The organism is Streptomyces sp. NPDC059828 (assembly GCF_042731955.1).
In the GTDB taxonomy this organism is placed as follows: domain Bacteria; phylum Actinomycetota; class Actinomycetes; order Streptomycetales; family Streptomycetaceae; genus Streptomyces.
Genome location: NZ_JBHWIW010000003.1, coordinates 101,870 through 115,607, shown reverse-complemented (window position 1 = coordinate 115,607; position 13,738 = coordinate 101,870). Strand labels below are relative to the sequence as shown.

The 13,738-nt window shown below is 70.8% G+C and carries 10 protein-coding genes and 1 riboswitch; of the genes, 2 read left to right on the top strand and 8 right to left on the bottom strand.

The genetic code is table 11. The features are described 5' to 3' along the window. Position 1 precedes the first annotated feature (1 nt). The 4 genes from ACFV6V_RS02820 to ACFV6V_RS02805 all read right to left on the bottom strand — a co-directional run bounded on the left by ACFV6V_RS02820 (position 2) and on the right by ACFV6V_RS02805 (position 5,579). Positions 2–652: a thymidine kinase gene (locus tag ACFV6V_RS02820; protein WP_385558111.1), complete on the bottom strand. Its 651-nt coding sequence runs from the start codon at positions 650–652 to the stop codon at positions 2–4. A 62-nt stretch (positions 653–714) separates the two neighbouring features. Beyond that, positions 715–1,926: an alkaline phosphatase family protein gene (locus ACFV6V_RS02815; RefSeq protein WP_385558109.1), complete on the bottom strand. Its 1,212-nt coding sequence runs from the start codon at positions 1,924–1,926 to the stop codon at positions 715–717. Further along, positions 1,926–2,522 carry a DUF5998 family protein gene (locus ACFV6V_RS02810; protein WP_385558106.1) on the bottom strand — a complete coding sequence of 199 codons (597 nt, stop codon included), beginning with the start codon at positions 2,520–2,522 and terminating at the stop codon, positions 1,926–1,928. Before ACFV6V_RS02810 ends, ACFV6V_RS02815 begins: the two co-directional genes overlap by 1 nt. Before the next feature lie 39 nt (positions 2,523–2,561). Beyond that, entirely contained in the window at positions 2,562–5,579 is a 3,018-nt protein-coding gene (locus ACFV6V_RS02805) for a GNAT family N-acetyltransferase (protein WP_385558103.1), read from the bottom strand. Positions 5,580–5,666: 87 nt separating this feature from the next. On the opposite strand from ACFV6V_RS02805, the gene ACFV6V_RS02800 reads away from it, so the two are divergent. Next, positions 5,667–5,948, top strand: coding sequence for an HPr family phosphocarrier protein (locus tag ACFV6V_RS02800; RefSeq protein ID WP_385558100.1), 282 nt, complete (start codon positions 5,667–5,669; stop codon positions 5,946–5,948). Between the two features lie 128 nt (positions 5,949–6,076). Here ACFV6V_RS02800 and ACFV6V_RS02795 read toward each other — a convergent pair whose 3' ends face one another. The 4 genes from ACFV6V_RS02795 to ACFV6V_RS02780 form a co-directional block, all read right to left on the bottom strand. Then, entirely contained in the window at positions 6,077–6,763 is a 687-nt protein-coding gene (locus tag ACFV6V_RS02795; RefSeq protein WP_385558098.1) for a GntR family transcriptional regulator, read from the bottom strand. 255 nt (positions 6,764–7,018) lie between these two features. After that, the gene (locus ACFV6V_RS02790; protein ID WP_385558095.1) at positions 7,019–7,792 is read right to left on the bottom strand and encodes a M23 family metallopeptidase; all 774 of its coding nucleotides are present in this window, start codon (positions 7,790–7,792) and stop codon (positions 7,019–7,021) included. A 12-nt stretch (positions 7,793–7,804) separates the two neighbouring features. Further along, positions 7,805–7,973, bottom strand: a riboswitch (cyclic di-AMP (ydaO/yuaA leader). A 272-nt stretch (positions 7,974–8,245) separates the two neighbouring features. Further along, on the bottom strand, positions 8,246–9,649 hold the full coding sequence (locus ACFV6V_RS02785) for a M16 family metallopeptidase (protein ID WP_385558092.1): 1,404 nt from the start codon (positions 9,647–9,649) through the stop codon (positions 8,246–8,248). Next, on the bottom strand, positions 9,646–11,016 hold the full coding sequence (locus ACFV6V_RS02780) for a M16 family metallopeptidase (protein ID WP_385558090.1): 1,371 nt from the start codon (positions 11,014–11,016) through the stop codon (positions 9,646–9,648). Before ACFV6V_RS02780 ends, ACFV6V_RS02785 begins: the two co-directional genes overlap by 4 nt. 237 nt (positions 11,017–11,253) lie before the next feature. Between ACFV6V_RS02780 and ACFV6V_RS02775 the strand changes: the two genes are divergently transcribed. Further along, complete coding sequence (locus ACFV6V_RS02775) at positions 11,254–13,707, top strand: DNA topoisomerase (ATP-hydrolyzing) subunit A (protein WP_385558087.1); 2,454 nt, start codon at positions 11,254–11,256, stop codon at positions 13,705–13,707. Positions 13,708–13,738: the final 31 nt, after the last annotated feature.

The following is a 13,738-nucleotide window of genomic DNA, read 5'->3' as shown; positions in this document are numbered from 1 at the left end:
GTCAGCCCGGCGTCACCGGCAGCACGTCAGGCGACAGAGCTGCCGCTCGCGCCGCCGCGCTCGTCATCCGCTTGCGATGGTGCCGGCGGCACAGCACCTCGTACCCGACGATCTCCGCGGCCCCGCCCACATCGCCCACCACGACCTGCTCGCCCTCGACGACCATCTCGCCGCCCACCGTGCGCGCGTTGTGGGTGGCACGGGCCCCGCACCAGCACATGGCCTCGACCTGGAGCGTCTCCACCCGGTCGGCCAGTTCGATCAGCCGCTGGGAGCCGGGGAACAGCTTGGTGCGGAAGTCGGTGGTGATGCCGAAGGCGAACACGTCGAGAGCCAGGTCGTCCACGATCCTGGCCAACTGGTCGATCTGGTCCACCGGCAGGAACTGGGCCTCGTCCACGATGACGTAGTCGACCTTGCCGCCCCGCGACATGTGGTCCACCGCGTAGGCGTAGAGGTCGAGCCGGGGTGTGGCCTCCACCGCCTCGGTCACCAGCCCCAGCCGCGACGAGAGTTTGCCCTCGCCCGCCCGGTCGTCACGGGTGAAGATCATGCCCTGGAGGCCGCGTGCGGATCTGTTGTGCTCGATCTGAAGAGCGAGGGTGCTCTTTCCGCAGTCCATTGTTCCGGAGAAGAACACCAGCTCGGGCATGGGAAAGCGACGACCTTTCAGGTCTTGGACGGGACGGACGGTGAGGCGCGCGAGCGCGTGGTTCAGGAGCGTACTTCGATCAGCGGAACGAGTTGCTCCACGGGCGTCATCGAACCATGCATGCCGACCATCGCCGACTCCCGGGGCTCGTTCACGGACGCGGTGATCACCACATCCGCGTGCGCCGCCGCGACGACATCGCCGATACGGCCGTACACACGCTCGTCGACCCGGCCGCCGAACCAGCCCGCCGCGATCGCCTCGTCACGGCTCGCGACCCAGAAGCGGTCGCCCAGCACCTCCCGCCAGACGGCGAGCACGTCGGACTCGGCGCCCGGCACCGCGTACACATGGCGGGCCCTGCCCTCGCCACCGAGCAGGGCGACACCGGCACGCAGCTCCCAGTCCTCGTCGAAGTCGATGCGCGACTCCTCGTCGAACGGGATGTCGATCATGCCGTGGTCGGCGGTCACATAGAGCGCGGTGCGCGGCGGAAGCAGCTCGGCGAGGCGCTGCACCAGGCGGTCGACGTACATGAGCTGGCCGCGCCAGGCGTCGGAGTCCACGCCGAAACGATGGCCCTTGCCGTCGACCTCGCTGTAGTAGGTGTAGACGAGCGACCGGTCGGCGGCGGCGAGCTGCTGGGCTGCGAAGTCCATCCGCTCCTCGCCGCTGAGCCTGCCGTGGAACGTTCCACCACTCAGGGCGATCTTGGTGAGCGGGGTGCCCTGGAAAGCCGGCGACGACACCTGAGCGGTATGCACACCGGCCTCGTCCGCGAGCTGGAAGACCGTCGGGTACGGCTGCCAGACGTGCGGGGAGGTCCATGGCGTCCAGCGGAGCTGGTTCATCAGCTCGCCGGTCTCGGGGTTGCGGGCGGTGTAGCCGGGCAGCCCGTGCGAGCCGGGTGGCAGGCCGGTGCCGAAGGAGGCGAGCGAGGTGGCGGTGGTGGAGGGGAAGCCGACGGTGATCGGTGCACCCGTGCCGCCGCGGGACGAGCCGAGCAGGGAGGTCAGGAACGGCGCCTCGGCGGGGTGCGCCTTGAGCTGCTCCCAGCCGAGGCCGTCGATCAGGAAGACGCAGTTCCGGTCGGCGGGCTCCAGCTCCGTGAGCGTGGGGTGTGTTCCGGGCACGCCCTGGCCCGCGGTGATGGTCGGCAGCAGATCGGCGAGGGATCCGGAGCCGTATGCCGGCACGGCGGCGGTGTCGAGTGCGAGGGGGTGGAAATCGCCGTGCCAGGCGTCACCGGGCAGGGCGGAGTCGGGCAGGACCATCAGCGTGCGGCGGCCGTCGTGGCGGCCGTGGCCTCGGACAGCGCCTGGGCGAAGGCGAGGGTCTGCCGGACCGCGTCCGGGCCGTCACCCGCTTCGCTGACGCGCAGGCTGAGGTCGTCCGCGGTGGAGCTGCCGGTGTAGCCGTGGTCCGCGTCGCAGTTGGGGTCTCCGCAAGCGGCGGGCTCGAGGTCGATGCGGGAGACGGCGCCCCAGCCGATGGTGAGAACGACCTCGCGGGGCAGGGTGCCAGGGGTGTACGCCTCCGGGTTGGCGACGACACGGCTGACGACGACCGAGGAAATACGGTCCAGCTTGACCGATTCGGTGGAGGTCGTGGCGTACGGCGTCGGGGAACTGTTGTCAGCGGCCTGCTCGTCGGTGTGGCTCACCACGAACCGGGTGGCCGTGAGTACCAGGACGGTGACATGGCGGCGGACCTCGTTCGAGTCGAACGTGGTCTCCTGGTGGACCAGGTACGACGCGATCTGCTCACCACCGACGGCGGCTTCCACCGCCTCGGCCACGAGAGCCGGGTAGTAGCCGCTGCGCTCGATCGCCGTGCGCAGCCCCTGGGTCGTCGTACCGGTCTTCGCCATGGGCTCCATCCTACGGGGCCGCGGGACCCTGGAGTGCGCTCAGTAACGGGGGAGCGTCCGCGGCCCCAGGTCGCTGCGGGGCGGCGGCGGGGCGAGCCGGACGGTGGCCCCGAGCACGGAGAGACCCTGCTGGGCCACGACAACCGGTTCCAGGTTGATCCCGACCACCTCCGGATGGTCGTCGACCAGTCGCGACACCCGCAGCAGCAGTTCCTCGAGGGCGTCGCTGTCCACGGGAGCCGAGCCGCGCCAGCCGAAGAGGATGGGAGCCGTCCTGATGGAGCGTACGAGCTCGGCGGCATCGCGGTCGGTGGCGGGGACCAGCCGGTGGGCCGTGTCCCCGAGCAGCTCCGTGGAGGGTCCGGCAAGCCCGAACGACAGTACGGCCCCGACGGCCGGATCGATGGCGGCGCGTACGACGGTGTCCACACCGCGCGGGACCATGGCCTGCACGACCGGCCTGAGCTCGGCCGGACCGCCGAGTGCCGCGGTCAACTCCGCATAGGCCTGCCGGACTTGGTGCTCGTCGGCGAGGTCGAGCCGGACGCCCCCGAGGTCCGAGCGGTGCCGCAGGTGCGGCGCCATCGTCTTGAGCGCCACGGGATACCCGAGCTGCGCGGCCGCGCGTACGGCGGCATCGGGGCTCGGCGCGGGGGCGGTGGCCAGTACGTCGATGCCGTAGCGGGCGAGGAGTGCGCGCGTGTCGTGATCGGTGAGGGTGACGCCGTGTGCCCCGCGTGTCTGGTCCATCACCCGGCCGACGAGCGCCGCGGCACCGGCCTCGTCGATGTCGTCGAACTCCGGCACCTTGCTGGGACGCGCGGCCTCCCGGCGCCACTGCGCGTACCGCACGGCTTCGGCGAGGGCGCGTACGGCGCGCTCGGCCGCGGGGTACGCGGGGATGCGGGGCATGGCGGGAAGCGCCTGCGCGGCGGCCGCTTCCGGGGCCTGCGCCCCGTCCCGGACGGCGGCGTCTCCCCGGACGGCGGCGGCGTCCTCTCGTACCTCGGCGGCGTCCTGTCGCAGGGCGTCGCGTCGTAGGGCACCGAACGGACGTGCCGGCCCTGTCCCGTCGGGTGCCGGGTCCCCGGGAGCCGCGTCGGCGCCGGGCGCGGTGGACGCCCGCGGGGGCGCCGAACTCGTGGCCGCCGCCAGCGCGTCCGCCAGACCGCCCAGTTCGACGTGGACCACGAGGACCGGCTTGGGAGGGGCGGCCTCCGCCGCCTGGCGCAGTGCCCCCGCCAGCACCTCGCCGTCACCCGACTCGATCGCACCGCCCTCCCCCACCCAGGGGATCGCGTTGACGACGACCGCGTCGCACGCCGGGTCCTTCATCGCCTCGGCCAGCGCGTAGCGGAAGTCGTCCGGGGTGGCCGCCGTCGTCAGGTCGCGCGGCGGGAGCGGCCGCAGGCCCTCCGCCAGGCAGGCGTCATAGGTGAGCAGCCCGAGGGACTCGGAGTTGCCGAGGATCGCCACCCGAGGGCCCGCGGGCAGCGGCTGTCCCGCGAGCAGCAGCCCCGCGTCGACGAGCTCCGTGACGGTGTCGACGCGGATCACGCCCGCCTGCGCGAGGAGCTCGGAGACCGTGGCATAAGGGATGCGGGTGGTCGGCACCGCATGCCCGGGCGGCGCGCTGCCGCTGTGCCGGGCGCCCCGTACGACCACCACGGGTTTGACGGCGGCGGTGCGCCGCGCGAGACGGGCGAACTTGCGGGGGTTGCCGAGCGACTCCAGGTACAGCAGCACCACATCGGTGCCCGGGTCCTCGTACCAGTACTGGAGGAAGTCGTTCCCGGACACATCCGCCCGGTTGCCCGAGGAGATGAAGGACGACAGTCCGGCGCCACGCCGGTGCAGTCCGCTGAGCAGGGCGATCCCGATCGCCCCCGACTGGGTGAACAGACCGATCCGGCCCCGGTTCGGCGACTCGGGGGCGAGCGACGCGTTCAGCCGGACGGCGTCCGCGGTGTTGATGATCCCGAAGGCGTTCGGACCGATGATCCGCATGCCGTAGCTGCGTGCCTGGCGCACCAGTTCACGCTGTCGCTCGCGCCCCTGCGCGCCGCTCTCCGCGTAACCGGCGGTCAGCACGACCAAGCCCTGCACCCCGTGTTCGCCGCAGTCCGCGACGACTTCCGGCACCCGCTCGGCGGGTACCGCCACGACCGCGAGGTCGACGGGCTCCCCGATCTCCGCGAGCGTCCGGAAGGCGGGCACGCCGTCCAGGCCAGGCACGTGGCCCGGATCGTGCATGCCCTGCGGGTCCTGAGTGGCCTCCGCGCGCTGCACACCCTTCGCGTCCTGCGCCAGGGCCCGGTTCACCGCGTACAGCCGTCCGGTGTAACCGGATTCCACGAGATTGCGCAGTGCGGCACGACCCACACCGCCCGGGGCCCGGCCGGCCCCGATCACCGCCACCGAACCGGGGGCCAGCAGGCGCTGCACGGAGCGCGCCTCGGCGCGCTGCTCGCGCGCCCGCTGGACGGCAAGTGACCTGGCGGTCGGCTCCAGGTCCAGCGTCAGCCGGACGGCTCCGTCCTCGAAGCTGCGCTTCTGGGTGTAGCCGGCGTCCGTGAAGACCTTGATCATCTTGCTGTTCGCCGGCAGCACCTCCGCCGCGAACCGCCGGATCCCCCGCTCACGAGCGACCGCCGTGATGTGCTCGAGGAGCGCGGACGCGACGCCCCTCCCCTGGTGCGCGTCCTGGACGAGGAAGGCGACCTCGGCCTCGTCGGCGGGCGCCGAGGCCGGCCTGCCGTTCGCGTCGATCCGGTCGTAGCGCACGGTCGCGATGAACTCGCCGCCCACCGTCGCCGCCAAGCCCACCCGGTCCACGTAGTCGTGGTGGGTGAACCGGTGGACGTCCTTGGTGGACAGCCGGGGGTAGGGCGCGAAGAAGCGGTAGTACTTGGACTCGTCCGAGACCTGTTCGTAGAAGCTCACGAGCCGCTCGGCGTCCTGCGTGGTGATCGGCCTGATGCGCGCGGTGCCGCCGTCACGCAGCACCACGTCGGCTTCCCAGTGGTCGGGGTACGCGTGGTCCGACGGGGTCTGCATGGGCCCAGACTACGACCCGGGCCCCGGTCGCGAAGCCCGTGAGCCGGGTGCAGTCTGAGGTCACCCCCAGACTCAGGAGGCATCACCATGGCTGAGCGCCGCGTCCATGTCGGCTGGGCCGAGGGCCTGCACGCCCGCCCCGCTTCGATCTTCGTCCGCGCCGCCACGGCCGCGGGCATTCCGGTCACCATCGCCAAGGCCGACGCCAACCCGGTCAACGCCGCCTCGATGCTGGCGGTGCTCGGCCTCGGCGCGGAGGGCGGCGAGGAGATCGTGCTCGCCTCCGACGCGGACGGCGCCGAGGTGGCACTGGACCGGCTGGCGAAGCTGGTGGCCGAAGGACTCGAGGAACTGCCCGAGACCGTGTGAATTTGGCGCAGCATTCATGAAGAATGGTCGCCACCGGAAAACCGGGGCACCAAGGCGCAGCAATTCATGCCGGAGGGCACACACCCCGGAAATCGCTTATTGAACCTCTTTTGTATACGGCACCTGTGTTAATCACGCACACTCGCTGTGTTTACGGGATGTTGCGAAACCCTCACCGCCGGGCGCGGCGGCGGAATACGCAGCCGGTGCGCCCTGGCCGTCCGCTCCGCGTGCATCGCGGTGAGCGCCCGCGCCCGCTCCGCGTCCCCGCGCGCCACCGCGTCCACGATCGCCGCATGCTCGGACCAGCACTCCATCGGCTGGACCGGCTGCTCGACCGCGTACATCCACGCGATCTTGTGCCGCAACTGGGTGAGCAAGGTGATGAGCCCGGGGCTGGCGGACGCCTGGGTCAGGGTCTCGTGGAACCAGCCGCCCAGTGACCGCAGATCCTCGCCCTGGCCGCCGCGAGCCCGCTCCCGGCCCAGTCTGACCAGGCCGCGCAGCACCTTCAGATGGGCCTCGGTACGCCGCTGTGCGGCCCGGGCCGCACCGAGTGGCTCCAGCAGCATGCGGGTCTCCAGAAGGTCGGCGGCCTCCTGCCCGGTCGGCTCGGCGACACACGCGCCGGCGTGCCGGCGGGACACCACGAAGCCCTCGGACTCCAGGGTGCGCAGCGCCTCGCGCACAGGGACGCGCGAGACGCCGTAGCGACGGGCCAACTGCTCCTCGGCGAGCCGGCTGCCGGGCTCCAGAACCCCGGACACGATGTCATCGCGGATTGCCGTGCATACCGACCGCGCAGGAATGCGCATACCGAACCTCCGCCTTAATCCGCTGCATCCGCTCAATCCGCGCGAGACCCAGTCGATCAGTCGAGCGACGTCTGTTCGGTGACTCTATGACAATGGGCCGGAATTTCCGATGGCCTGCCCCTGTCCCTGGATATCTTTTGGCCGGAAAATGCCGAAGACTCCGGCCGGTCTCGATGACCGGGCCGGAGCCTTCGTCCTCCGCGCGCCGTGGGACCGCGCGCGGATCGGAGCGTTGTGTGCCGCGTTGCGGGTCGGTCAGACCTTGACGCCGTGGCCGCGCAGATAAGCCACCGGGTCGATGTCCGAGCCGTACTCGGGGCTCGTACGAGCTTCGAAGTGGAGGTGCGGGCCGGTGGTGTTGCCGGTGGAGCCGGACAGTCCGAGCTGCTGGCCCGGTGTGACCCGCTCGCCGACGGAGACGCTGATGGACGAGAGGTGGCCGTACTGGGTGTACGTGCCGTCGTTCATCTTGATCACGACGTTGTTGCCGTACGCGCCACCCCAGCCGGCTTCCACGACGGTGCCGGTGCCGACCGCGACGACCTTGGACCCGGAGGAGGCGTGGAAGTCGATGCCGGTGTGGCTGCCCGAGGACCAGATGGCCCCGCCCGAGTGGTAGTCCGTGCTGACATAGGACCCGGCGACGGGGAGGTTGTACGTCAGCAGGCGCTTGCGCTCGGCCTCACGGGCGGCGCGCTCCTCGGCGTCCCGGGCGGCCTTGACCCGGAGCTCGGCATTGCGCTTCGCGTCGGCTTCGGCCTTGGCCTTGGACGCGGCGAGGTCGGCCTCTTCCTGCTGGATGTCAGCCTGGGCACCGACCTGCTTGGCGAGTGTGTCGCCGGCGATGACCACCTGATTCAGGCCGGTGTCCTCGACGGAGGGGCTCTCCGGCTCGGCGGCGAGGGCGGGTGAGGCGAGGGTTCCGACGACGCCGGTGGTGGCCAGGGCCGCGGCTCCGGCGATGCCCGCACGCTTGCGCGTCAGCCGGCTCGGACCACGATGCTTCCCGGTGGCACGGGTGAACGCCATGAAGTGGCTTGTCCTTTCCTTCCTTCTCGCCTACCGGGTTAGCTGACGGGTTCGGAGCAGGAAGGTCTCCTACGGTCCCCCTCCACGCGGATGCGCGAAGGCGTACCGATTCACCCCACGGGACTTGTGGGTCCCCGGCTCCCCAGGCTTGCGCCCGACGGGGACTCGGCGATAGCTGTCCGTTGCCGCAGGTGCGGCGCATAACAACGGGCGGACAGCGCAGAAGACGCTAAGCCGATCTTCCGCCAATCACCAAACGAACACGGGATTTTGTCGTACATCCCACAGGGCAGACAGGCAGCCTCTCCAACAAAACGGACAAACGGGCAGGTGTAGAGAGCGGCAAACGGGCAAAGAGAAGGGCCCCGTTGGCCATGCGCCAACGGGGCCCTTCCAGGTCCCCACCCTCGGACACCTCCCGGCTCCACGGACCTTCGGCTCACATACCGTCAATCAGCCGGTGACAACAGTCACTTCGCCGATTCCGAGCGCCTTGACCGGCTCCTCGATCTCCGCGGCGTCACCGACGAGGACCGTGACAAGCCTGTCCACCGGGAAGGCACTGACGACCGCGGCGGTCGCCTCGACGGTGCCGGTGGCGGCCAGCCGGGCGTACAGCTGTGCCTGGAAGTCGTCCGGGAGGCCCTGCTCCACCTGGTCGGCCAGGGTGCCCGCGACGGAGGCGGCGGTCTCGTACTTCAGCGGGGCGACACCCACCAGGTTCTGCACAGCCACGTCGCGCTCGGCGTCCGTGAGGCCCTCGGCGGCGAGCGTGCGCAGCACCGTGACGAGATCCTGGAGCGCCGGGCCGGTGTTCGGGGTGTCGACGGAGCCGCTGATGGCGAGCGTGGCCGCCCCGGTGGCACCACCCGGGGCCGCGGGGGCGGCCGAGCGCAGCACCTGGGCGAAGGCCCGCACTCCGTAGGTGTAGCCCTTCTCCTCGCGCAGGACGCGGTCCAGGCGCGAGGTGAGGGTGCCACCCAGGCAGTAGGTGCCGAGGACCTGGGCCGGCCAGACGCTGTCATGGCGGTCCGGCCCGATGCGGCCGATGAGCAGCTGGGTCTGGACCGCGCCCGGACGGTCGACGATCACGACGCGGCCCGTGTCGTCGGCGGTGATCGGCGCCATGACGCGGGGCTCACCCGCGCTGCCGGTCCACGCGCCGATGGTGTCGGCCAGCACCGCGTCCAGGTCGACGTCGGCGAGGTCACCGACGATCACAGCCGTGGCGGTGGCGGGCCGCACATGGGCCTCGTAGAAAGCCCTGACGGCAGCGGAGTCGATGCGTGCCACGGTCTCTTCGCTGCCCTGACGCGGGCGCGACATCCGCGAGGACGCCGGGAAGAGCTGCTTGGCCAGCTCCTTGGCTCCGCGGCGAGCCGGATTCGCCGTCTCGTGCGGGATCTCGTCAAGCCGGTTGCGTACGAGCCGCTCGACCTCACTGTCCGCGAACAGCGGCGCCCGCAGGGCCTCGGCCAGCAGGCCCATGGCCTTCGGCAGCCGGGAGACCGGCACTTCGAGCGAGAGGCGGACGCCGGGGTGGTCGGCGTGTGCGTCGAGGGTCGCGCCGCAGCGCTCCAGCTCGGCGGCGAACTGCTCCGCCGTGTGCTTGTCGGTGCCCTCGGAAAGCGCTCGGGCCATGATCGTGGCGACGCCGTCGAGTCCCTCGGGCTCCGCGTCCAAAGGGGCGTCGAGGAAGATCTCAACGGCCACGACCTGCTGGCCGGGGCGGTGGCAGCGCAGCACCGTCAGCCCGTTGCCGAGTGCGCCGCGCTCGGGCGCGGGGAAGGCCCACGGCCGGGCCTGCCCGGGCTGCGGCTGCGGGTGGAAGTCCATGGTCACGGCAGCCTCGGTCACTGTCCGGCCCCCTCTGCGTCGTCGGCGTCATCGGCGTCGTCGTTGTCCTCTGCCGCGGCGGCAGCGGCTGCGGGCTCGTACACCAGCACCGCGCGGTTGTCCGGCCGCAGCCGGGCCTGAGCGACGGCCCGCACCTCGTCCGCGGTGACGTCCAGGACCCGCGAGACGGCGCTGAACGCCAGCTGGGGGTCGCCGAACAGCACGGCGTACCGGCACAGTTCATCGGCGCGGCCCGCGACGGTGCCGAGCCGGTCCAGCCATTCGCGCTCCAGCTGAGCCTGGGCGCGCTCCATCTCCTCGGACGTCGGCCCGTCGGCGGCGAACCGGGCGAGCTCCTCGTCCACGGCGGCCTCGATCTCGGGAACCTCCACACCACCGGAGGTCTTCACATCCAGCCAGCCCATCGACGGCGCCCCGGCCAGTCGCAGCAGGCCGAAGCCCGCGGCGACCGCCGTGCGGTCGCGGCGCACCAGCCGGTTGTGCAGCCGGGACGACTCCCCGCCGCCGAGGACGGTGAGCGCCAAGTCGGCGGCGTCGCATTCCCGTGTGCCGTCGTGCGGCAGCCGGTAGGCGGCCATCAGGGCGCGGGCGGGAACCTCGTCGACGATCTCCTCACGCAGCTGCTCACCGATGGTCTCGGGCAGCGAGCCGTCGCGCGGCGGCTGCTTGCCGTCGTGGGACGGGATGGAGCCGAAGTACTTCTCGATCCAGGCGAGGGTCTGCTCGGGGTCGATGTCGCCGACGACCGACAGCACGGCGTTGTTGGGCGCGTAGTAGGTACGGAAGAAGTGCCGCGCGTCTTCGAGGGTCGCCGCGTCCAGGTCGGCCATCGAGCCGATCGGGGTGTGGTGGTAGGGGTGGCCCTCGGGGTAGGCCAGGGCGGTCAGCTTCTCGAAGGCCGTGCCGTAGGGGACGTTGTCGTAGCGCTGGCGGCGCTCGTTCTTGACGACGTCCCGCTGGTTCTCCATGGACTCCTCGTCGAGCGCGGCGAGCAGCGACCCCATGCGGTCCGCCTCCAGCCAGAGCGCGAGCTCCAGCTGGTGGGTCGGCATGGTCTCGAAGTAGTTGGTGCGCTCGAAACTGGTGGTGCCGTTGAGCGAGCCGCCGGCCCCCTGCACCAGCTCGAAGTGACCGTTGCCCGACACCTGCCCGGAGCCCTGGAACATCAGGTGCTCGAAAAGGTGAGCCAGTCCCGTGCGTCCCTTGACTTCGTGGCGGGAGCCGACGTCGTACCAGAGGCACACCGCGGCGACCGGGGTCAGGTGGTCCTCGGAGAGCACCACCCGCAAGCCGTTGGCCAGGCGGTGCTCGGTCGCTGTCAGGCCGCCGGAGCCGGCCTGCGCTGTGGCCGTGTGACCCATGGGCATGTGGTCCCTTCGATCGCGTTTCGGTAGTCCTGCCGGTTGTCCTGCCACTGTATGCAAGGCCACCGACACCTGGCGAAGTTCCCGGCGGTTCCGTCCCGGTTACGGCGTGTGGTCGCGAAGCCCGCTTGGGCCTCTGCCCCGGGTCGCGGTCCGCGTTGTCGGAGGTACGGTCCACAATGGTCCGCATCAGTTCCCGTTCATGTTCATGTTCATGTTGGTGAAGGAGCCGCAGCAGCGATGGCCCGCCGCAGCACGAAGACGCCGCCGCCCGACGACTTCGAGGAGAGGATCCTCGACATCGACGTCGTCGACGAAATGCAGGGCTCCTTCCTCGAGTACGCGTACTCGGTGATCTACTCCCGTGCCCTGCCCGACGCCAGAGACGGCATGAAGCCCGTCCACCGCCGGATCGTGTACCAGATGAACGAGATGGGGCTGCGCCCCGACCGCGGGTACGTGAAGTGCGCCCGGGTCGTCGGCGAGGTCATGGGCAAGCTCCACCCGCACGGCGACGCGTCGATCTACGACGCCCTGGTGCGGATGGCCCAGCCCTTCTCGATGCGGCTCCCGCTGGTCGACGGCCACGGGAACTTCGGCTCGCTCGGCAATGACGACCCCCCGGCCGCCATGCGGTACACGGAATGCCGGATGGCCGACGCGACGAGCCTGATGACCGAGTCGATCGACGAGGACACGGTCGACTTCTCACCGAACTACGACGGGCAGGAGCAGGAACCGGTCGCGCTGCCCGCCGCCTTCCCCAATCTGCTGGTCAACGGCGCGTCAGGCATCGCCGTCGGCATGGCGACGAACATGCCGCCGCACAACCTCGGCGAAGTCATCGCCGCCGCACGCCATCTGATCAGGCATCCCGGCGCTGACCTCGAGACTCTGATGCGTTATGTCCCGGGTCCCGATCTGCCCACGGGTGGCCGGATCGTGGGGCTCTCCGGGATCAGGGACGCCTATGAGTCGGGCCGCGGCACCTTCAAGATCCGTGCCACGGTGACGGTCGAGAACGTCACCGCGCGCCGCAAGGGCCTGATCGTCACCGAACTCCCGTTCGCCGTGGGCCCGGAGAAGGTGATCGCGAAGATCAAGGATCTGGTCGGTTCGAAGAAGCTCCAGGGCATCGCGGACGTCAAGGACCTCACCGACCGCGAGCACGGACTGCGGCTGGTGATCGAGATCAAGAACGGCTTCATCCCGGAAGCCGTCCTGGAGCAGCTCTACAAGCTGACGCCGATGGAGGAGTCCTTCGGCATCAACAACGTGGCGCTGGTCGACGGTCAGCCTCTGACCCTGGGCCTGAAGGAGCTCCTGGAGGTCTATCTCGACCACCGCTTCACCGTGGTGCGCAGGCGCAGCGAGTTCCGGCGCGGCAAGAAGCGCGACCGGCTCCACCTGGTCGAGGGCCTGCTCGTCGCACTCCTCGACATCGACGAGGTCATCCGGCTGATCCGCTCCAGCGAGAACTCCGCGCAGGCGAAGGAGCGCCTCATCGCGCACTTCTCGCTCAGCGAGGTGCAGACCCAGTACATCCTCGACACGCCGCTGCGCCGGCTCACCAAGTTCGACCGGATCGAGCTGGAGAGCGAGCGCGACCGGCTGAATGCGGAGATCGAGGAGCTGACCCGGATCCTGGAATCGGACGCGGAGCTGCGCAAGCTGGTCTCCTCGGAGCTGGCGGCGGTGGCCAAGAAGTTCGGCACCGAGCGGCGCACGGTCCTGCTGGAATCCGCGGGCGCGCCCGCTCCCGCCGCCGTTTCCCTCCAGGTGGCCGATGCCCCCTGCCGGGTGCTGCTCTCGTCGACGGGGCTGCTGGCCCGTACGGTCACGGCCGAGCCGCTGCCGCAGGACGACGGCAAGCGCGCCAGGCACGATCTGATCGTCTCCGCGGTCCCCGCCACGGCGCGCGGCGAGGTGGGGGCGGTCACCTCGGCCGGACGGCTGCTGAGGCTCGCGGTGATCGACCTCCCGCAGCTGCCCGACTCGGCGTCCGCGCCGACCCTTGCGGGCGGGGCGCAGCTGTCGGAGTTCCTGTCCCTCGAGCCCGACGAGTCGGTGATCTGCCTGACCACCCTCGACGAGGCATCACCGGGGCTGGCACTCGGCACGCTCCAGGGAGTGGTCAAACGTGTGGTGCCGGACTACCCGGCCAACAAGGGCGAGCTCGAGGTCATCGCCCTGAAGGAAGGCGACCGGATCGTCGGCGGCATCGAGCTGCGCACGGGCGATGAGGACCTGGTCTTCATCACCTCCGACGCCCAGCTGCTGCGCTTCCAGGCCGCGCAGGTCAGGCCACAGGGCCGAGCCGCCGCCGGCATGGCGGGCATCAAGCTCACCGAGGGCGCCGAGGTGCTCTCGTTCACCGCGGTGGACCCGGCGGCCGACGCGGTGGTCTTCACCGCGGCGGGCTCGACGGGCGCGCTGGACGACTCGGTCACCACGGCGAAGCTGACACCGTTCGACCAGTACCCGCGCAAGGGCCGGGCGACCGGCGGTGTGCGATGCCAGCGCTTCCTCAAGGGTGAGGACGTGCTGCTGCTGGCCTGGGCCGGCCCGGCACCCGCCCGTGCAGCGCAGAAGAACGGCAGCCCATCCGAGCTGCCGGACACCGATCCCCGACGCGACGGCTCCGGTGTGGCCCTGGCAAAGCCGGTGGCGGCGCTGGCAGGTCCTGTGTCCTAGCCACGGTCCCCCGCACGGGCATCTGGTTCAG